The organism is Rhodanobacter soli, from assembly GCF_040548735.1.
GTDB classification, from domain to species: Bacteria; Pseudomonadota; Gammaproteobacteria; order Xanthomonadales; family Rhodanobacteraceae; genus Rhodanobacter; species Rhodanobacter soli_A.
On record NZ_JBEPSD010000003.1, the window covers coordinates 354166 to 372704 of the forward strand.

20 protein-coding genes are annotated in these 18539 nt (G+C 68.1%); 10 read left to right on the forward strand and 10 right to left on the reverse strand.

The annotated features are described in order from the left end of the window. Positions 1 to 11: 11 nt before the first annotated feature. From lptC to ABIE04_RS15640, 3 genes are read right to left on the reverse strand one after another with little or no spacing between them, the layout of a single operon-like run. Positions 12 to 614 carry an LPS export ABC transporter periplasmic protein LptC gene (lptC, locus tag ABIE04_RS15630; RefSeq protein ID WP_354552282.1) on the reverse strand — a complete coding sequence of 201 codons (603 nt, stop codon included), beginning with the start codon at positions 612 to 614 and terminating at the stop codon, positions 12 to 14. Next, positions 611 to 1150 carry a KdsC family phosphatase gene (locus ABIE04_RS15635; RefSeq protein ID WP_354552284.1) on the reverse strand — a complete coding sequence of 180 codons (540 nt, stop codon included), beginning with the start codon at positions 1148 to 1150 and terminating at the stop codon, positions 611 to 613. The genes lptC and ABIE04_RS15635 overlap by 4 nt, the downstream gene beginning before the upstream one ends. 48 nt (positions 1151 to 1198) lie before the next feature. Continuing rightward, entirely contained in the window at positions 1199 to 2209 is a 1011-nt protein-coding gene (locus ABIE04_RS15640) for a KpsF/GutQ family sugar-phosphate isomerase (RefSeq protein ID WP_354552287.1), read from the reverse strand. A gap of 210 nt (positions 2210 to 2419) precedes the next feature. Between ABIE04_RS15640 and ABIE04_RS15645 the strand changes: the two genes are divergently transcribed. After that, complete coding sequence (locus ABIE04_RS15645) at positions 2420 to 2662, forward strand: BolA family protein (RefSeq protein ID WP_354552773.1); 243 nt, start codon at positions 2420 to 2422, stop codon at positions 2660 to 2662. A gap of 82 nt (positions 2663 to 2744) precedes the next feature. Continuing rightward, the gene (gene murA, locus ABIE04_RS15650) at positions 2745 to 4004 is read left to right on the forward strand and encodes a UDP-N-acetylglucosamine 1-carboxyvinyltransferase (protein WP_056390199.1); all 1260 of its coding nucleotides are present in this window, start codon (positions 2745 to 2747) and stop codon (positions 4002 to 4004) included. A gap of 72 nt (positions 4005 to 4076) precedes the next feature. On the opposite strand, the gene ABIE04_RS15655 is transcribed toward murA, so the two are convergent. Genes ABIE04_RS15655 through purM form a run of 3 tightly spaced genes read right to left on the reverse strand, consistent with a single transcriptional unit; the run spans position 4077 to position 6521 of the window. Next, positions 4077 to 4784 (reverse strand): DUF3108 domain-containing protein, encoded by a 708-nt coding sequence (locus ABIE04_RS15655; RefSeq protein WP_354552290.1) that lies wholly within the window; start codon positions 4782 to 4784, stop codon positions 4077 to 4079. A 34-nt stretch (positions 4785 to 4818) separates the two neighbouring features. Further along, on the reverse strand, positions 4819 to 5484 hold the full coding sequence (purN, locus tag ABIE04_RS15660) for a phosphoribosylglycinamide formyltransferase (protein WP_354552292.1): 666 nt from the start codon (positions 5482 to 5484) through the stop codon (positions 4819 to 4821). 8 nt (positions 5485 to 5492) lie between these two features. Continuing rightward, positions 5493 to 6521: a phosphoribosylformylglycinamidine cyclo-ligase gene (gene purM, locus ABIE04_RS15665; protein ID WP_354552294.1), complete on the reverse strand. Its 1029-nt coding sequence runs from the start codon at positions 6519 to 6521 to the stop codon at positions 5493 to 5495. 153 nt (positions 6522 to 6674) lie between these two features. Here purM and ABIE04_RS15670 point away from each other — a divergent pair, with 153 nt between their 5' ends. The 3 genes from ABIE04_RS15670 to hda all read left to right on the forward strand — a co-directional run bounded on the left by ABIE04_RS15670 (position 6675) and on the right by hda (position 9616). Next, positions 6675 to 7655, forward strand: coding sequence for a DUF2066 domain-containing protein (locus ABIE04_RS15670; protein ID WP_354552296.1), 981 nt, complete (start codon positions 6675 to 6677; stop codon positions 7653 to 7655). Between the two features lie 87 nt (positions 7656 to 7742). Further along, the gene (locus ABIE04_RS15675) at positions 7743 to 8912 is read left to right on the forward strand and encodes an AI-2E family transporter (RefSeq protein ID WP_354552298.1); all 1170 of its coding nucleotides are present in this window, start codon (positions 7743 to 7745) and stop codon (positions 8910 to 8912) included. Then, positions 8909 to 9616 carry a DnaA regulatory inactivator Hda gene (hda, locus tag ABIE04_RS15680; protein WP_354552300.1) on the forward strand — a complete coding sequence of 236 codons (708 nt, stop codon included), beginning with the start codon at positions 8909 to 8911 and terminating at the stop codon, positions 9614 to 9616. Before ABIE04_RS15675 ends, hda begins: the two co-directional genes overlap by 4 nt. Positions 9617 to 9709: 93 nt before the next feature. On the opposite strand, the gene ABIE04_RS15685 is transcribed toward hda, so the two are convergent. Further along, a complete protein-coding gene (locus tag ABIE04_RS15685) occupies positions 9710 to 10483 on the reverse strand; it encodes a YiiX/YebB-like N1pC/P60 family cysteine hydrolase (protein WP_354552302.1) in 774 nt (257 codons plus the stop codon). A gap of 308 nt (positions 10484 to 10791) precedes the next feature. Further along, a complete protein-coding gene (locus ABIE04_RS15690) occupies positions 10792 to 11595 on the reverse strand; it encodes an inositol monophosphatase family protein (protein WP_354552304.1) in 804 nt (267 codons plus the stop codon). Positions 11596 to 11710: 115 nt separating this feature from the next. On the opposite strand from ABIE04_RS15690, the gene ABIE04_RS15695 reads away from it, so the two are divergent. Continuing rightward, positions 11711 to 12469: an RNA methyltransferase gene (locus tag ABIE04_RS15695; protein ID WP_354552306.1), complete on the forward strand. Its 759-nt coding sequence runs from the start codon at positions 11711 to 11713 to the stop codon at positions 12467 to 12469. Between the two features lie 45 nt (positions 12470 to 12514). On the opposite strand, the gene ABIE04_RS15700 is transcribed toward ABIE04_RS15695, so the two are convergent. Continuing rightward, on the reverse strand, positions 12515 to 13837 hold the full coding sequence (locus ABIE04_RS15700) for a hemolysin family protein (RefSeq protein WP_354552308.1): 1323 nt from the start codon (positions 13835 to 13837) through the stop codon (positions 12515 to 12517). Positions 13838 to 13982: 145 nt separating this feature from the next. Here ABIE04_RS15700 and ABIE04_RS15705 point away from each other — a divergent pair, with 145 nt between their 5' ends. Next, on the forward strand, positions 13983 to 14612 hold the full coding sequence (locus tag ABIE04_RS15705) for a DUF47 domain-containing protein (protein WP_354552310.1): 630 nt from the start codon (positions 13983 to 13985) through the stop codon (positions 14610 to 14612). Positions 14613 to 14696: 84 nt separating this feature from the next. Next, positions 14697 to 15809: an inorganic phosphate transporter gene (locus ABIE04_RS15710; RefSeq protein ID WP_354552312.1), complete on the forward strand. Its 1113-nt coding sequence runs from the start codon at positions 14697 to 14699 to the stop codon at positions 15807 to 15809. A 13-nt stretch (positions 15810 to 15822) separates the two neighbouring features. Here the strand turns inward: ABIE04_RS15710 and ABIE04_RS15715 are convergent, their stop codons facing one another. Beyond that, entirely contained in the window at positions 15823 to 16227 is a 405-nt protein-coding gene (locus tag ABIE04_RS15715) for a hypothetical protein (RefSeq protein ID WP_354552315.1), read from the reverse strand. 68 nt (positions 16228 to 16295) lie between these two features. On the opposite strand from ABIE04_RS15715, the gene ABIE04_RS15720 reads away from it, so the two are divergent. Then, a complete protein-coding gene (locus ABIE04_RS15720) occupies positions 16296 to 16637 on the forward strand; it encodes an MGMT family protein (protein WP_354552317.1) in 342 nt (113 codons plus the stop codon). Positions 16638 to 16710: 73 nt separating this feature from the next. After that, positions 16711 to 18528 (forward strand): DNA helicase RecQ, encoded by a 1818-nt coding sequence (gene recQ, locus ABIE04_RS15725; RefSeq protein ID WP_354552319.1) that lies wholly within the window; start codon positions 16711 to 16713, stop codon positions 18526 to 18528. Positions 18529 to 18539 lie beyond the last annotated feature (11 nt).

The following is an 18539-nucleotide window of genomic DNA, read 5'->3' on the forward strand; positions in this document are numbered from 1 at the left end:
GGATCGCGAGCTTAACGGCTCGGCTTGGCTGGCATGAACGTGCTGTGGACATCATCGAGCAACTCCAGGTGCTTGTTGGTGAGGTTGGCGCGCATGCCGACCCCGCTGATTGTAGATGCTCCTTGAACGATCCGTGCCGGTGCAGCGGTCTCCAGGCGGTTTTCCTTCGGCCAGGCGGTGACATCGGAAGTATGCATCTCGGTGGCCGGCGTACTGCCGAATGCCGGCCTGTGCATGGTCACCGGACCCTGCAGCTTGAGCAGGCTGCCATCCTTGTTGACCCAGCCGTACAACGATTCACCCTGCCAGTCAGGTGTACCGGCCTGCCTGGCCGGCAACTGGAAGGTGGGCGAGTTGAGATACAGCGAATCGTCGCCTTCGCGGCGCTCCAGGTGCGGCGCCTGCAGGCGGAAACTGGGTTGTCCCGTGGCGTTGAATTCGGTCATCCGGGCGTCGGTCAGCGTGTAGCTGGAGCGCGGCGGACCGACGAAATCGCTGGTCTTCGGTGCTGGCCCGAACCACCACAGCAGCAGTTGGGCCACGCCCGCGGCGAGCGCGATGGCGAGGGTCGCGGCCGGCAGGCGCCGGTCGCGCAGGTAGCGGCGAAGGCTCACTGCCAGCGCTCCCACTCGGCGTCGCTCTTGCTCTGGGCATGCAGGATCAGGTCGCAGACCTCGCGCGCCGCGCCCATGCCGCCGCTACGCGTGGTCTGCCAGTGCGCCGCCTCGGCCACCCACGGGTGGGCGTTCGCCACCGCCACGGCCAGCCCGGCGATGCGCATCGGCGGCAGGTCGGGCAGGTCGTCGCCGGTGAAGGCGGCCTGTTCGGGGGTGAGGTTCAACGCATCGAGCAATTCCCGCAGGCAGGCGCGCTTGTCGCTCTGGCCCTGGTAGACGTGGGCGATGTCCAGCTCCTCGGCACGCAGCGCGACCGGGTGGCTGATCCGCGCGGTGATGATGGCCACCTGCACGCCGTTCGCCTGCAGCCGCTTCAGGCCTAGCCCGTCGTGCACGTGGAACACCTTGGTCTCGCGACCGTCTTCGCCGTACCACAGGCGCCCGTCGGTCAGCGTGCCGTCCACGTCGAACACCGCCAGGCGGATCCGCGCGGCGCGCTCGAGAATATCGGCGGTGAGGTTGGCCAGATGCATGCGCAAATCGTGGGTTCGTGCCAGGAAGGGACGGGGTTCGAAGAGGGATCAGACCACGCGGGCACGGAGCAGATCATGAATGTTCAGTGCGCCGACCACGTGCTGTTCGTCGTCGACCACCAGCAGCGCGTGGATCTGGTACTTCTCCATCAGCTGCGCCGCTTCCGCCGCCAGCTTGTCGGCGCCGATCGTCTTCGGGCCGCGCGTCATCAGTTCGGCCACGGTGGCGCCGCGCAGGTCCACGCCCTCGTCGTCCAGCGCGCGGCGCAGGTCGCCGTCGGTGAAGACCCCCAGCAGGCGCTGTTCGGCGTCGACCACGGCGGTCATGCCCAGGTGCTTGCGGGTCATCTCGACCAGGGCCGCGGTGAGGCTGGCGTCCGGCGATACCCGCGGCACGTCGTCGCCGGTGTGCATCACGTCGCTGATGTGCAGCAGCAGGCGCCGGCCCAGCGCGCCGGCCGGGTGCGAGCGGGCGAAGTCGTCCGAGGTGAAGCCGCGCGCCTCCAGCAGCGCGATCGCCAGCGCGTCGCCCAGCACCAGCGCCACCGTGGTGCTGGTGGTCGGCGCCAGGCCGAGCGGGCAGGCCTCGCTGGAGATGCTGCCGTCCAGGTGCACGTCGGCCTGGGTTGCCAGCGAGGAACCGGGACGGCCGGTGATCGCGATCAGCGGGATGCCCTGGCGCTTGATCACCGGCAGGATGAGCAGCAGCTCGTCGGTCTCGCCGGAATAGGAGATCGCCAGCACCACGTCCTGCGGCAGGATCATGCCGAGGTCGCCGTGGCTGGCCTCGCCCGGGTGCACGAAGAACGCCGGCGTGCCGGTGGAGGCCAGGGTGGCGGCGATCTTGCGCCCGATATGCCCGGACTTGCCCATGCCGCTGACCACCACGCGGCCCTTGCAGCCCAGGATCAGCCGGCAGGCCTCGACGAAGGCCGGTCCGATCCGTGCTTCCAGCGCCTCGACGGCGGCCGCTTCGGTGGCGATCACCGTGCGCGCGCTGCGCGTGATGACGTCCGGGTTCAGGTCGATCGGGGCGGGCGGGGCGATGCGTGCGTTCATGGGGGCTCGATGAAAGGGCGGGACGAAGGCCCGGGTAGCCGTGGCGGGCGGCCCCGTTCGGGCCGATCTGGAACCGCTGTCATTTCTGCGCCAGCGGATTTCCATTACCATGGCATATCCGCATTTTAACGTCATAAGCCAGCGCAATGGATTCCAGTCGTGACGGAATCCGCTCCCGGCTGGCCCGAGCCCCGCATGGAACACTCCCCGATGGACCCCGCCCGCATCCAGGCGATGATCGAAAATGGCCTGCCCGGTGCCCGGGCCGAGGTCAGCGGGGCCGATGGCGTGCATTTCGAGGCCACCGTGATCGCCAGTCAGTTCGCCGGCAAGCTGCCGCTGGCGCGGCATCGGCTGGTGTATGCCACGCTGGGCGAATTGATGGGCGGCGCGATCCACGCGCTGGCCCTGAAGACCCTGACTCCCGAGGAAGCCGCAGCGCGCCAAGGGTGATCTCCGCTCGAATTAAAAGTCCGGCATGGATGCCGGTTCTTCTTCTGCGCTCATGGAAGAGCGCCCAAGTTTAGGAACCACGATGGCCAAGATCCTGATCAGCGGCGGCACGCCGCTCCATGGCGAGGTCGGCATTTCCGGCGCCAAGAATGCCGTGCTGCCGATCCTTGCCGGCTGCCTGCTGGCCGATGAGCCGGTCAGCATCGGCAACGTACCGCATCTGCACGACGTCACCACGTTCATCGAACTGCTCGGCCAGATGGGCGTGCAACTGGTGCTGGACGACCGCATGAAGATGCACGTCGACCCACGCACCACCAGCACCTGCGTGGCGCCCTACGACCTGGTGCGCACGATGCGCGCCTCGATCCTGGTGCTCGGCCCGCTGGTGGCGCGCTTCGGCCAGGCCGAGGTCTCGCTGCCGGGCGGCTGCGCGATCGGCTCGCGTCCGGTCGACCAGCACATCCGCGGCCTGCAGGCGCTGGGCGCCGAGATCACGGTCGAGAACGGCTACATCAAGGCGAAGGCGTCGCGGCTGAAGGGCACCCGCATCGTGATGGACATGGTCACCGTCACCGGTACCGAGAACATCATGATGGCGGCCACGCTGGCCCAGGGCACCACGGTGATCGAGAACGCGGCGCAGGAGCCCGAGGTGGTCGACCTGGCCCACTGCCTGATCGCGATGGGCGCGCAGATCGAGGGTGCCGGCACGTCGACCATGGTGATCCATGGCGTCGAGCGCCTGCACGGCGCCGAGTACGAAGTGCTGCCCGACCGCATCGAGACCGGCACCTTCCTGGTCGGCGCGGCGATGACCGGCGGCAAGGTGCGCGCGCGCCACGCCCGCGCCAACACGCTCGAGGCGGTGCTGGCCAAGCTGGAGGAAGCCGGCGCGCACATTTCCACCGGCGACGACTGGATCGAGCTGGACATGGGCGGGCGCCGGCCGAAGGCGGTCAACATCAGCACCGCGCCGTACCCGGCGTTCCCCACCGACATGCAGGCGCAGTTCACCGCGCTGAACTGCGTGGCCGAGGGCACCGGCGTGGTCACCGAGACGGTGTTCGAGAACCGTTTCATGCATGCGCACGAGCTGCAGCGCCTAGGCGCGGACATCCGCCTCGAGGGCAATACCGCGGTGGTGCAGGGCGTCGCGCAGATGAGCGGCGCGCCGATCATGGCCACCGACCTGCGCGCCTCGGCCTGCCTGGTGCTGGCAGGCCTGGTCGCCAAGGGCGACACCACGGTCGATCGCGTCTACCACATCGACCGCGGCTACGAGAACATCGAGGAAAAGCTCGGCGTGCTCGGCGCAAAGATCCGCCGCCTGCCGAATTGATCGGCTCCGTATCGCGCACGGCAAAAAGCCCGGCATTGCCGGGCTTTTTGGTGCTGGTTGGGCATGAGAAACTCAGTCGGCTTTGTAACTCACCAGCTCCATCACCATGTCGCCGCCGTCGTGCTGCGACAGTTTCACCGGCAGCGGATAGCGGTCGGGCGCGTACCACGCGCTGAAGCCGCGGTCGGCGTCGGTGCGCTCGATCCGTTCGGCGCCGAAGCTGCCGGCGGGAACCTTGACCGTTTCCTTGCCGGTCACCTTGAAGTTCTGCACCTGCACTTCCTGGCGCACCGCGACCGGCAGCGCGACCTGCTGCTTGCCGTCGCGCAGGGCCAGGCCCAGCGCCAGCGCGAGGGTGTTGCGCTCGACCATGCCGGGGCTGCTCGGATAGGTCTGCGGACCCTTGCCCTCGTCGACGGTGACCTGCTTTTTCGCCCAGTCGACCACCATGTGGCGCTGCTTGGTCTTCACTGCCGCCTGCAGCTGGTAGTCGTAGCTGATCGCCTCGGGCACGTCGCCCTTCCAGCGGAAGCGCGAGCTTTCCGTGACGCTGGCGCCGAGCAGGGCGGCCAGTCCGCCGGTGCCCTTGACGTCCTTGCTGTAGATCCACTCGCCGTTGCCGGCCGCGCGCAGGGTCACCGTGGCCTGGCCCATCGGCGAACCGCCCTGCGACACGTCGTAGGTCGCGGTGAACGCGGAGGGCGTGGCGGCGCGTGCGGCCGGGGTGCCGAGCAGCAGGCCGAGGCCGAGCAGGGGAGCGAGCAGGGGTCGGATAGTCATGCGCCGAGTCTGCCGAGGCCGGGCTGAACCGGCTTTAAGGCTGCAGTCCGTGCTCACCCAGCCGCAACGGCGACGCCAGCGGCTGGCCGTCGAAGCGAGCTGCCTGGCCGTCCCATTGCAGGCGCCCGCTGACCAGCAGGGCCAGCACCGTGGGCAGCAAGCGGTGCTCCAGTGGCAGCAGCCGTTGCGCCAGCAACTGCTCGTCATCGCCGGCTTCGATCGGCAGGTATGCCTGTGCGATCACCGGGCCGCCGTCCAGTTCGGCGGTGACGAAATGCACGCTGGCGCCGTGCTCGCGGTCGCCCGCTTCCAGCGCACGGCGATGCGTGTGCAGGCCGCGGTATTTCGGCAGCAGCGAAGGGTGGATGTTGATGATGCGCCCCACCCACGGCTTGAGCGCCTCGCCGTCGAGGATGCGCATGAAGCCGGCCAGCACCAGCCAGTCGGCGCCGCTGGCGGCGATGCGCTGGAACAGGTCCAGGTCGAACGCACGACGGTCCGGATAGCCGCGCGGATCCAGCGCCAGGGTGGGAATGTTCGCCGCCTCGGCCAGGCGCAGCGCGCCGGCACTGGCCTTGTCGCTACCGACCAGCACGAACTCGACCGGCAGTTCGCCGCGCTCGCGCGCGTCGAGCATCGCAGCGAGGTTGCTGCCGCGCCCGGAAGCGAGCACGGCGACTTTGGCAGGTGCGGCTGTCACGGAGCGGTTCAGCCGATATGCACGCGTTCGTCGTTCTTCGCGGGCACGATGTCGCCGATCACCGAGCTGGCCAGACCATGCTTCGCCAGCAGCGCGGATGCGCCGGCCACCGCGTCGCGCGGCAGGATCACGGTGAAACCGACGCCGCAGTTGAACGTGCGCCACATTTCCTCGCGCGCCACGTTGCCTTCGCGCATCAGCCAGTCGAACACCGGCGGCAACACGATGGCGGACGCGTCCAGCGCGATGGCGAGGCCGTCCGGCACCACGCGGATGATGTTTTCCTTGAGGCCGCCGCCGGTGATGTGGGCCATGCCGTGCACCGGACTCGCCTTCATCAATTCCAGCATCGACTTGACGTAGATCGTGGTCGGCGCCATCAGCGCATCGGCCAGCTTCACGCCGCCGAGGTCGAGGTCGAGTGGATTGCCGGCGCGCTCGAGGATCTTGCGGACCAGCGAATAGCCGTTTGAGTGCGGGCCGCTGGAGGCCACGCCCAGCACCACGTCGCCGGCGACGATCGCCGCGCCGGTCAGCATCTGCGACTTCTCCACTGCGCCCACGGTGAAGCCGGCCAGGTCGTATTCGCCCGGCGGGTACATGTCCGGCATCTCGGCGGTTTCGCCGCCGATCAGCGCGCAGCCGGCCAGTTCGCAGCCTTTCGCGATGCCGCCGACCACCGCCACCGCGGTGTCCACATCCAGCTTGCCGGTGGCGAAGTAGTCGAGGAAGAACAGCGGTTCGGCGCCCTGCACCAGCACGTCGTTGACGCACATGCCGACCAGGTCGATGCCGATCGTGTCGTGGCGGTTCAGGATCTGCGCCAGCTTCAGCTTGGTGCCCACGCCGTCGGTGCCGGACACCAGCACCGGCTCCCGGTAGCGGCCGCTCAAGTCGAACAGGCCGCCGAAACCGCCCAGTCCGCCCATCACCTCGGGGCGCGAGGTGCGCTTGACCAGCGGCTTGATGCGTTCGACCAGCGCATTGCCGGCGTCGATATCGACGCCGGCGGCGCGGTAGGTGAGGGCGTCAGACATGGCGAAAACCGGCGTGGGTGAAACGCGCAAGTTTACCAGCTTGTGGCGCCGTTGCCGGCCGGGCATGACGGGCTGCGTGACGGCCGCGATGGACGCTGGGAGCGCGATTGGGCAGACTTCCCGTGAGCTTCCACCCAGAAGATGCCCACACCCATGCGCCTGTCCCGTCTGTTGATCGCCACCCTGCTGCTGTTTCTTGCGGCGTTGCCGCCGCTGCGCGCGCAGGTTGCCGGCTCGCCGTATTCGGTGGTCGTGCCGGTCGCCGACACCAGCGACGTCCAGCGCGACCAGGCGTTCGCCACCGCGCTCGGCCAGGTGCTGACGCGGATCGCCGGCGGCCAGGACCTGCGCAGCAACCCCGGTTATGGCGACGCGCTGGGCAAGGCCGGTTCGATGGTGCAGAAGTTCCAGTACCAGCGCGCCGCGACCGGACTGATCCTGGACGTGGAGTTCGAGCCGGGCTCGGTGCGCCGGCTGGTGTCGAAGCTGGGCGTGCAGAGCGCGGGGATCAAGCCGCCGGTGCTGCTGTTGGTGCAGGGTAGCGATGGGCACCTGCTCGACCAGGCGGCCCTGGCCAGCCTGGCCGCGGCAGCCGGCGCGCGCGGCACCAACCTGGTCTATCCCGACAGCAATCCGCCGGATCCGGCCAAGGTCGCCGCCGCCGATCCGGCCGCGCTGGCGGCGGTCAACCGGCAGTACCACACCGGCCTGGTATTGCTCGGCAAGTTGCGCGACGGCAGCGCGGACTGGACGCTGATCTCCGGTGGCCAGGCGCAGCGCTGGAGCGGCCAGGGCACCAGCGCGGATGCGCTGCTCGGCGATGCCGGCAACGGCATGGTCGATCGCATCGGCAAGCAGCTCAACGTGATCGGCGCCGGCCCCAGCGAGGGCAAGCTGTGGGTCAGCGGGCTGGATTCGGCGATGGATTACGCGAACCTGGTGGCAACCCTCGAGGATGATCCGTCGGTGAAGCAGGTGCTGACCCTGGGCGCGCAGAACGACGGCGTGTTGCTGTACGTGAAGGCTTCCGTGCCGATGAGCGGTCTGGCCGCGAACCTCGCCGCCGGCGGCCACCTGCTGCTGCAGGGCGAGCCGCATCCGGGCGCGGATGCGAACCTGCGCTGGCTGAGGTGACTGGATGCGAGTCCCTCGCAAAACCCCGCACATCCCTGTGCGGACTATTCAAGTGACGTATAACCAATCCTTGCCGGGGCGTGCCGAGTGAATCAAGACAAGGACATCTCGCGCCGCTGGCAGCTGTTCGCCATCACGGCGGTCATCGTTTACCTGATCTGGCTGCTCGCGCCGGTGCTGATGCCGTTCGCCGTGGCCGCCATGCTGGCCTACCTGGGCGACCCGCTGGCCGACCGGCTGGAACGGCTGGGGCTGAACCGGATGTGGGCGGCCACGATCGTCTTCGTGGTGATCATGGTCGTGGTGGTCGGCGTGTTGGTGCTGCTGATCCCGCTGATCGCGCGCCAGGTCGAGAACCTGATCAACAACCTGCCACGCTACGGCGACTGGGCGCAGAACACCGTATGGCCATGGCTGCAGGCGCGCCTGCATCTGGACCCGCACACGTTCGACAGCGACCGCCTGCTGACCGCGATCAAGGAGCACATGGCTTCGATCGGTGGTGTCGCCACGGCAGTGTTGGGCAAGGTGTCGCGTTCCGGGCTGGGCATCGCGATGTGGCTGACCAACCTGGTGCTGATTCCGGTGGTGGCGTTCTACCTGCTGCGCGACTGGGATCGGCTGGTGGCCAAGATCGACGGCATGCTGCCGCGCTCGATCCAGCCCACCATCGCCTACCTGGCGAGCGAGTCGGACAAGATCCTGGGCGCGTTCGTGCGCGGCCAGCTGCTGGTGATGCTGGCGCTGGGCGTGTTCTACGGCGCCGGCCTGGGCGTGGTCGGGCTGACCGTGGGACCGCTGATCGGCATGGTCGCCGGCCTGCTCAGCTTCGTGCCGTACCTGGGCTTCATCATCGGCTTCGTCGCGGCGATCGTGGCGGCGCTGGTGCAATACGGCGACTGGACTCACGTGCTGTTGGTCTGCGGCGTGTTCGTGATCGGCCAGTTGCTGGAAGGCTACGTGCTGGTGCCCAAGCTGGTCGGCGACAAGATCGGCCTGCACCCGGTGGCGGTGATGTTCGCGGTGCTGGCCGGCGGCTACCTGTTCGGTTTCCTCGGCGTGCTGCTGGCGCTGCCGGCGGCGTCGGTGATCATGGTGCTGCTGCGCTACCTGATCGAGCGCTACCGCATGAGCGAGTTGTACAACCAGGCGGGGCCGGAGGATCCGGTGGTCGCCGAGGTGGAGGTCGCCGTGCATCGCGATGGCGAGGTCGAGGCCAGGGTCGAGCCGCCGCGGGACGACCGGGCCGAACCATGATCCCGCAGTTGCCGCTGGCCTTGCGCTGGCCGCGCCGCCAGCGCTTCGAATATTTCCATGCCGGCGCCAATGCCGCCGCGCTGGCCGCGGTGCAGGCATTGGCACGGGAACCCGGCGCGCCGTGGATCTACCTGCACGGCGCCGACGGCAGCGGCCGCAGCCACCTGCTGATGGCCGCCTGCCAGGCGGCAAGTGCAGCGGGACGGCGCGTGCAGTATCTGCCGCTGGCCACCTTGTCCGATCACGCCGCGGCCTTGCGCGGCGTCGCCGGCAGCGAATTGCTGGCGCTGGACGACCTCGGCGCGATCGCGGGCAAGCGCGAGGCCGAACACGCGCTGTTCGACCTGTACAACCGTGCCCGCGCCGAAGGCAGCGCGCTGCTGTTCGCCGCCGATGCCACCCCGACCCAGCTCGGCCTCGACCTGCCCGACCTGCGCTCGCGCCTCGGCGCCTGCACCCAGTTTGCACTCAAGCCGCTCGACGATGACGAACGCCGCGTTGTACTGAAGGCGCAAGCTGCCGCGCGCGGCATCGAACTGGACGACAGCGTGCTGGACTGGCTGTTCGCCCGCTACGCGCGCGACCTGGGCGCGCTGCTGGATCTGCTCGACAAGCTGGATGCGGCGTCGCTGGCAGCGCAGCGGCGGATCACCATTCCGTTCCTGCGAGGGTTCCTGCGCGAAGGCGGCGAAACGGCGCCCTGAACGGCGCGGCTATCGAGCCTTCTGTTTGCCCGACACCCTCGACCAGGCTTCGCTGGCACCGTCCTGAGTCGATGCCGGACGGCATGGCGTGCCTCAGGATTGAGGGGACGGACCGGTGTCCCAAATCAGCTGGTGGTAGTCGAAGCCCTTGGCCAGGGTTGGCTTGATCACCTCGAAATACGGTGAAACGTCGAAATCGCGCGGGGTGTAGAGGCTGTGGTCGCGAATGTGGAAGATCTCGCGGATGCAATCGCAGCATTCGGGGGTAGCCGCCGATTCGGTGCGGATGACGGGCAGGATCGGGAAGGGCACCGACTGGAATGCTTCGGCGACCAGGGTGGAGCAGATCGCTCGGGTGGGGTCGCCGCTGCCCAGCGCCAGCAGCCGCCGCCGCCATGGACCGGGCACCGGTGGTGTCGGCAGCAGGTAGCGGGCCAGATCGAAGACGTTTTTCAGATCGTAGCGCTGGCCCAGCCGCGCTATCACATAGTCGACCACGCGATGGGCGTCGGCGTCGCTCAGCCCCGCGGGTCGGCAGATCCGCAGGTGATAGCCGCCCAATTGCTGCAGGTCGAGCAGGTGCACGCCGAGTTCGGTGTCCGCCTCGACTACCAGATCGGTGTGGCCGGCCAGGGACTGTCCGGCGTAGTCGCCCACATACAGCGCAACGTGCGACCAGGTCGATTGCGTCAGGTACTTGATGGCGCTGCTGATGCGTGCGCGGCCTTCCACCAGGATCACGTCGGCCGGGCGCAGGATGCATCGCAAGGTCGCCAGGTCGGCAGGCAAGTGCGGATACGGCCCGCGCGCCGGATGATTGAGATAACGCGCCAGCGCACTGCCCAGTCGTTGCGTGATGCGGTTCATCGGACACTCCCGGCATGGTGGCTCGCGCCGCACCGGTTGAAGTGGAAGCCGGCGTCTCGCCGCGACGGACGGCGATGGGGATGGAGCGGTTCGGGATATACGTTCGCAAACCTGGGCGATCGGTGGCAACCGGTTCGGCTTGGTACGGCAGCGCGGAGTCGGTTGTGTTGGCATCTCGCGCCCGGCCTTCATCCCAGTAGATGGACCTGCTCCCTGCAGGTTCCCTGCCGGGTGCAGGACGGTTGTCGAGTGGCGAAAAAAGCAAAGGCGCCCAAGGGCGCCTTTGCTTTTTCAACGGGTCGAACCACTCAAGCCTTGAGCAATCCCGGTGTCGCCTGCTGGCCGATCGCGTCGACCATGGCCTTCGCCACGTTGAGATTGCCGGCGACGAGGTTGCCGCTCTCCGGGATGCCGTCGCGGCCGGCGAAGTCGCAGTAGCGGCCGCCGGCCTCGTGTACCAGCAGCACGCCGGCAGCCATGTCCCACGGTTTCAGGCCGATCTCGAAGTAGCCGTCGTAGCGGCCGGCAGCGACGTAGGCCAGGTCGAGCGCGGCGGAACCGGAGCGGCGGATGTCCTCGGCCTGGCCGAGGATCGCGCGGGTCATGTCGAGCTGCGGCGCCAGGTGCTCGCGCTGGCGGAACGGGAAGCCGGTGGCGATCATCGCGCCGCCCAGATTCTCGCGCTTGGATACGCGCATGCGCCGATCGTTGAGGTAGGCGCCGTCGCCCTTGCTGGCGGTGTACAGCTCATCGCGCAGCGGGTCGAACACCACCGCATGGATCGGCACGCCCTTTTCCAGCAGCGCGATGGACACGCTGAAATGCGGGATGCCGCGCAGGTAGTTGTGGGTGCCGTCCAGCGGGTCGATTACCCAGGTCAGCGGGCCCTTGCCGGTCGCGCCGCTTTCCTCGGCGAGGATCGCGTGATCAGGATAGGCGCGGCGCAGTTCCTTGATGATTTCCGCCTCGGCCAGCTTGTCGACTTCGGAGACGAAGTCCATCTGCTGCTTCTCGACGATGTTGAGGCCGTCGATGCGGTTCATGTAGCGCAGGATCACATTGCCTGCAGAACGCGCGGCGCGCGCCGCGATCGTGACGTGTGGTCTGGCCATGGTTTCGACTTTGGAAGAGAGCGGGGTTGCGGCCGGCGATTCTAGCAGAGGCGGGCCCGGGCCGCCCCGCGTCCACTATCCTTGTCCGCTCCAGCCGAAAAATCACACCCCTCGCATGACCGATCTCCACGACCTCGCTGCCCGCATCCGCTACGTGCTGGTGCGCACCTCGCACCCGGGCAATATCGGCAGCGCGGCGCGGGCGATCCGCACGATGGGCTTCGCGCGGCTGGAACTGGTCAGCCCGTACCGTTTCCCCGATCCGGAGGCGAATGCGCTCGCTGCCGGCGCGGACGACGTACTGGCCAACGCCGGCATCCACGCCGACCTGGTGGACAGCCTGGCCGGCAGCAGCCTGGCGCTGGGCCTGTCGGCGCGCCGGCGCGGGGTGAACCTGCCGGAGGTCTCCCCGCGCGAGGCGGCGCAGCAAGTACTGGCTGCCGCCGCCCGCGGCGAGCAGGTGGCGCTGGTGTTCGGCAACGAGCGCACCGGCCTGGAAAACGAGGAGCTGGCGCACTGCCACGCGATGGTGCGGATTCCCAGCGTGGACGATTTCAGTTCGCTCAACCTGTCGCAGGCAGTACAGGTGATGGCCTACGAGTTGCGCGTGGCGATGCTTGGCGACGAGCCGTCCGCCGCGCCGCCCGCGCACGACGAGCCACCCGCCGACGCAGCGCAGATGGAGCAGTTCTACCGCCACCTGGCGCAGACGCTGGACGACATCGACTTCCACAAGGGCCGCGAACCCACCACGATCATGCTGCGCCTGCGCAAGCTGTTCCAGCGCGCGCAGCCGGACGAGCGCGAACTGCGGGTGCTGCACGGCATCCTCGCCGATGCGCAGCGGATGGCCGGCTTGGCGAAGGGCAGGTGATGGCTTTCCTCCCTCCCCTGCGCAGCAGGGGAGAGGGCTTGGGTGCTACTGCTCGTCGTCCGACAGCTCCAGCGATGGCGCCGGCGTGACCAGCAGCTTGTCGATGCGGGCGCCGTCCAGGTCGACCACCTCGAAGCGGATGCCGCGCCAGGCGAACACTTCGCCGGTTTGCGGGATATGGCCCAGGGCGGTCATCACCATGCCGGCAGCGGTGCGGTACTCGTGCTCTTCCTCGCCGGGCAGTTCGCCGATCTGCAGCAGTTCGCGCAGATCGTCGGTGGACAGGCTGCCGTCGATCAGCCAGCTGCCGTCGGCGCGCTGCATGATCGGGCTGTCCTCGTTACCGCCGCCGTGGCCGATCTGGCTGGCGCCGACCACGGCCGCGAGCAGGTCGTTGACGGTGACCACGCCCTCGATGTCGCCGTACTCGTCCACCACCAGCGCCAGTGGCGTCTCGGCGTCGCGGAATTCTTCCAGCAGGTCCAGCGCGCGCGCGGTGGCCGGCACGAACAGCGGCTTGGCCAGGTGGCCGAACAGTTCCGGCGTGCCTTCGGCGAAGCTGCGCAGCAGGCGCTTGACCTCGACCACGCCGACCACGTCGCTCTCATCGCCGCGATACACCGGGTAGCACGAATACGGGGTTTCGCGCAGCACCTCGAAGTTCTCCTCGCGGGTTGCCGCGATGTCCAGCCAGGCGATGCGCATGCGCGGGGTCATCACGCTGTCCACCGTGCGGTCGCCCAGGCGCAGCACGCGGTTGACCATGTTGTGTTCGTCCGGGTCGAGCACGCCCTGTTCGGCACTCTCGGCGACGAGCAGGCGGATCTCCTCCTCGGTGACCACGCCGCTGCCTTGCCGGTTGACCCGCAGCAGGCGCAGCAGCAGGTTGCTCGACGCGTTCAGCAGCCACACGAACGGCGCGGTCAGCCGCGACAGCAGCAGCATCGGGATCGCCACGTACGCCGACACCTTTTCCGGTGCCGCCAGCGCCAGCCGCTTGGGCACCAGTTCGCCGACCACGATCTGGATGAACGAGATCAACGCAAAGCCGAGCGCGATGCCGATGACGCGCGCGTACGGCAGCAGCCATGCCAGGTACTCGCCCTGCAGGGCGGCGGCGATATGGCCGCCCAACGCGTCGCCGGCCACCGCGCCGGTGATCAACATGACCAGGGTGATGCCGACCTGCACGGTGGACAGGAAATGCTCCGGCGCCTCGGCGTGCCGCAAGGCCGTGGCGGCCTTGCGGCTGTTCCGGGCCATCTGCTTGAGGCGGCTCTTGCGCGAGGCCACCAGCGCCATCTCCGACAGGGCGAAGAAGCCGTTGCACAGGGCCAGTACGAGGACGAGCGCGATTTCGGTCAGCATCGCGGCGATGACGGGGGAGGCTGCATGGGCACAGTGTAAGGGCTGCGGGGCTTCCACATCACCCCGGCAGGGCCGGGTATTGATGCGGGGCAGCACGACAGTCCTGTAACATTCCCGTCATCCCGTTCCCTCAGGCATGGCCAGCATGTTTTCACTGCAGACGATTTTCGGCAAAGGCGACAAGTTCTACGGGCTGCTCGAACAGAGTGCAGCCACCGTCTGCGAAAGCGCCAAGGCCCTGCACGAACTGCTGACCCAGCCCGACCAGGGCGCGGTGATGGCCGCGTTCACCGCCACCCGGACGCGCGAGAAGGCGTTGGCCGCGCAGATCAGCGAGGAGCTGGTGAACACCTTCGTCACCGCGCTCGATCGCGAGGACATCGAGGCGCTGAACTCGTCGCTGTACAAGATCCCCAAGAGCATCGAGAAGTTTGCCGAGCGTTACGAAATCGTCTCCGATCGCCTGGTCGGGGTGGATTTCGCGCAGCGCGCCCTGGTGCTGCAGCGTTCCAGCGAGGTGGTTGCCGAGATGATCGGCGAGCTGCGCCGCGGCCTGCGCATCGACCCGGTGAAGAAGCTGCAGGATCGCCTGCAGGCGCTGGAATCGGAAGGCGACCGCATGCTGCTGGCGCCGTACCGCACGCTGTACATCGAAGGCGGCGACGTGATGCGGGCAATGCTGGCCAAGGACCTGTTCGAGCTGATCGAGAAGGCCATCGACAAGTGCCGCGACGTCGGCAACATCGTCTATTCGATCGTCCTGAAGAACTCCTGAGGCCGCGCCCGTGACCCTGCGCATTCCGCACTGCCCGGCGGCGCCGGCACCGAGCGTCCGCCCGTCCCAGGCCGGGGGCCGCGCATGAGCATCGTCATCGCGGTGGTGGTGATCGCCCTTGTCTTCACCTACATCAACGGTTTCCACGATACCGCCAACTCGATCGCCACGGTGGTGGCGACCAAGGTGCTCACTCCCGGCCAGGCCGTACTGCTGGCGGCGGGCACCAACCTGGTCGGCGCGTTCATGGGCACGGCGGTGGCGGCCACGATTGCCTCCGGGCTGATCAACGCCGGGGTGATCGAGATGAGTTCGCAGCTGCTGATCTGCGCGCTGCTGGCGGCGATCGTGTGGAACCTGATCACCTGGTGGCTGGGCCTGCCGTCCAGTTCCAGCCATGCCCTGGTGGGCTCGCTGGTGGGCGCGGCGCTGGCCGCCTCGGACAACAATTTCTCCTCGGTGATCTGGGTCGAGGGCAGTTGGCTGAAGGGCCACGGCGTGATCCCCAAGGTGATCATCCCGATGGTGCTGTCGCCGCTGGCCGGCTTCATCATCAGCTTCATCCTGATGGGCGCTCTGTATGCGCTGCTGGCCTGGTTCGCGAACCGGCACGGCTGGTCGCGCCGCTTCGGGCGCACGCCGTTCGTGAACTTCTTCTTCGGCAAGGCGCAGATCGTGTCGGCCAGCGCCATGGGCGTGGCGCACGGCATGAACGACGCGCAGAAGAGCATGGGCATCATCGCGCTGGCGCTGGCCGGCGCCACCGCCGCGCACCAGTTCGATCACCTGCCGGCGTGGCTGGGTTTCCTGCGCATTGCCGAGAATCCCGCCGGCGGTTTCGCCATTCCGGTGTGGGTGAAGGTGGTCTCCGCGCTGACCATGGCTGCCGGTACCGCCGGCGGCGGCTGGCGCATCATCAAGACGCTCGGCCACAAGATGGTCAAGCTGCACCCGATCAACGGCTTCGCCGCCGAGACCAGTTCCGCGATGGTGATCCTCAGTGCCTCGGCGTTCGGCATCCCGGTGTCGACCACGCACAACGTGTCCGCCTCGATCATGGGCGTGGGCGCGGCCAAGCGCTTCAGCTCGATCCGCTGGTCGGTGGTCGAACGCATGGTGTGGGCGTGGATCCTGACCTTGCCGATCACCGCGCTGTTCGCCTACGGGCTGGTGGTGCTCTTCCGGCTGGTGTTCTGACAGGCCGACGCGCCTATAGCGAGTCGCTGCCGGTGGCGATGAGCTGCTCCAGCTGATCGCCGAGCACGCCCAGTTCGCGCACCACGCGCTGCAGCTCGGCGCGATCGAGGAATTCGTAGGGGCGGTTTTCGCACAGATGCAGGTACGGCGAGCCATCCAGGTCGGCCACCGCGAGGAAGCCGGTGCGCTGCTGCCAGTTGAAGCGCAGGCAACGGATGGGATCGGTGCCGGCAAGCGGGCCGATCGGGGTGGACACGCGCAGGTAGCGGCGCCCCGCCTCGTCCTCCAGTTCGGCCAGGTAGACACCCTGGTAGCGATCCGGCGACAGCTTCAGGTCGAAGCTGATCAGGTAGGGATCGTTCTGGCGCAGCTCGTGCAGGCTGCCTATGTGGGAACGCACGGCTTCGAAATGGCGCATGCAGCGGCTTCCGTCGGCGAGGGTCGGAAGCTACTCTGCCACGTATCCCTGCTAGCGTCGCGTGAACCATGAATGAGGCTGCCGCCCGTATCTACGCCGCCATCGCCGCGATTCCGCGCGGCCGCGTCGCCAGCTACGGTGCGATCGCCGCCCGTGCGGGGCTGCCGGGGCGGGCGCGGCTGGTCGGCCGGCTGCTCGGCGAGGTGCCCGACGGCATGGCATTGCCGTGGTACCGCGTGCTGCGCTCCAGCGGGCATATCGCGATGCCGCCGGGCAGTCGCGGTTTCCGCGAGCAATCCCGGCGCCTGCGCGCCGAAGGCATCGAGGTGAAGAACGGCCGCGTGCCGTTGTCGCGCTTCGGCTTGGACGCCGATCTCGATCATGCGTTGTGGGGCATTCCGGACAACTGAGCATCGAGCGCTCTGACGCTGGATCACGGCCGTTTCCGTCGGGCGCGGCGGTCGGGTTTGGTAGCATGCGTCGATGAATTCCAGCGCACTCGACATTCTTCAAAGCGTTTTCGGTTACCCCAGTTTCCGCGGCGAGCAAGCCGCCGTCGTTGAACATCTGAACGAAGGTGGTGACGCGCTGGTGCTGATGCCGACCGGCGGCGGCAAGTCGTTGTGCTACCAGATTCCCGCGTTGCTGCGGCAGGGCACCGGCATCGTGGTGTCGCCGCTGATCGCGCTGATGCAGGATCAGGTGGACGCGCTGCGCGAGGCCGGCGTGGCCGCTGCCTATCTCAATTCCAGCCTCGGCGCGGAAGATCAGCGCGAGGTCGAGCGCCAGCTGCTGGCCGGTGAGCTGAACCTGTTGTACGTGGCGCCGGAGCGGTTGCTCACCGCGCGCTTCCTCGACCAGCTCGAACGTACCGAAGTGGCGCTGTTCGCGATCGACGAGGCGCACTGCGTGTCGCAGTGGGGCCACGATTTTCGTCCCGAGTACCGCGAGCTGGCGATCCTGCACCAGCGTTTCCCGCAGGTGCCGCGGATTGCGCTCACCGCCACCGCCGATGCGCGCACGCGCGAGGAGATCGTCGAGCGGCTGTCGCTGCGCCATGCGCGACAGTTCGTGTCCAGTTTCGACCGGCCGAACATCGGCTACCGGGTCGGCCTGCGCCACAACGCGAAGCGCCAGCTTACCGAGTTCCTGCAGGGTCACCCGGGCGAATCCGGCATCGTCTATTGTCTCAGCCGGCGCAAGGTGGACGACACCGCCGAATGGCTGGCCGAGCTCGGCGTCGAGGCGCTGCCGTACCACGCCGGACTGGATGCGGCGACCCGGGCGAAGAACCAGCAGCGCTTCCTGCGCGAGGACGGCGTGGTGATGGTCGCCACCGTCGCGTTCGGCATGGGCATCGACAAGCCGGACGTGCGCTTCGTGGCGCACCTGGACCTGCCGCGCAGCATCGAGGGCTACTACCAGGAAACCGGTCGCGCCGGACGCGATGGCCTGCCGGCCGAGGCATGGATGATCTACGGCCTGTCCGACGTGGTCACCATGAGCCAGATGATCGCGCAGTCCGAATCAGCCGACGAGCGCAAGCGCGTGGAACGGCAGAAGCTGGAATCGCTGCTGGCCTACGCCGAGGCCACCGATTGCCGCCGCCAGCTGTTGCTGGGCGCGTTCGGCGAGATCTATCCCGGCCCCTGCGGCCATTGCGACAACTGCATCGCGCCGCCGAAAACCTGGGACGCCACGGTGCCCGCGCAGAAGGCGTTGTCGGCGGTGTACCGCACCGGCCAGCGCTTCGGCTCCGGCCACGTGATCGACGTGCTGCGCGGCGAGGAGACCGAGCGCGTGCTCAGCCTCGACCATCACCGCCTCAGCACCTTCGGCATCGGCGCCGAGATGGACGAGAAGCAATGGCGCTCGGTGTTCCGCCAGCTGCTCGCCGCCGGCCTGCTGGAAGCCGACGCCGAAGGCTACGGCACCTTGCGCCTCACCGCCGCCAGCCGCAGCGTGCTCAGCGGCGGCAAACCAGTGAAGCTGCGCGAGGACGCGCGCCCCGAACGCGCCAGCCGTCGCCGGCGCGACAGCAAGCTGGTCACCGGCGGCGGCAGCCTCGGCATCGAGGCCTACGAGCAGGAATTGTGGGACGCGCTGCGCGCCCTGCGCACGCAGCTGGCGAAGCAGCAGGGCGTGCCGCCGTACGTGGTGTTCCATGACGCCACCCTGCTGGCGATGCTGCGCGCCATGCCGGCCAACGAAGACGAGCTGGCCACCATCAGCGGCGTCGGCGAAGCCAAGCTCAAGCGCTACGGCGGCGATTTCCTGGCCGTGATCAACGCCGCGGAATAACCGACGCGCGT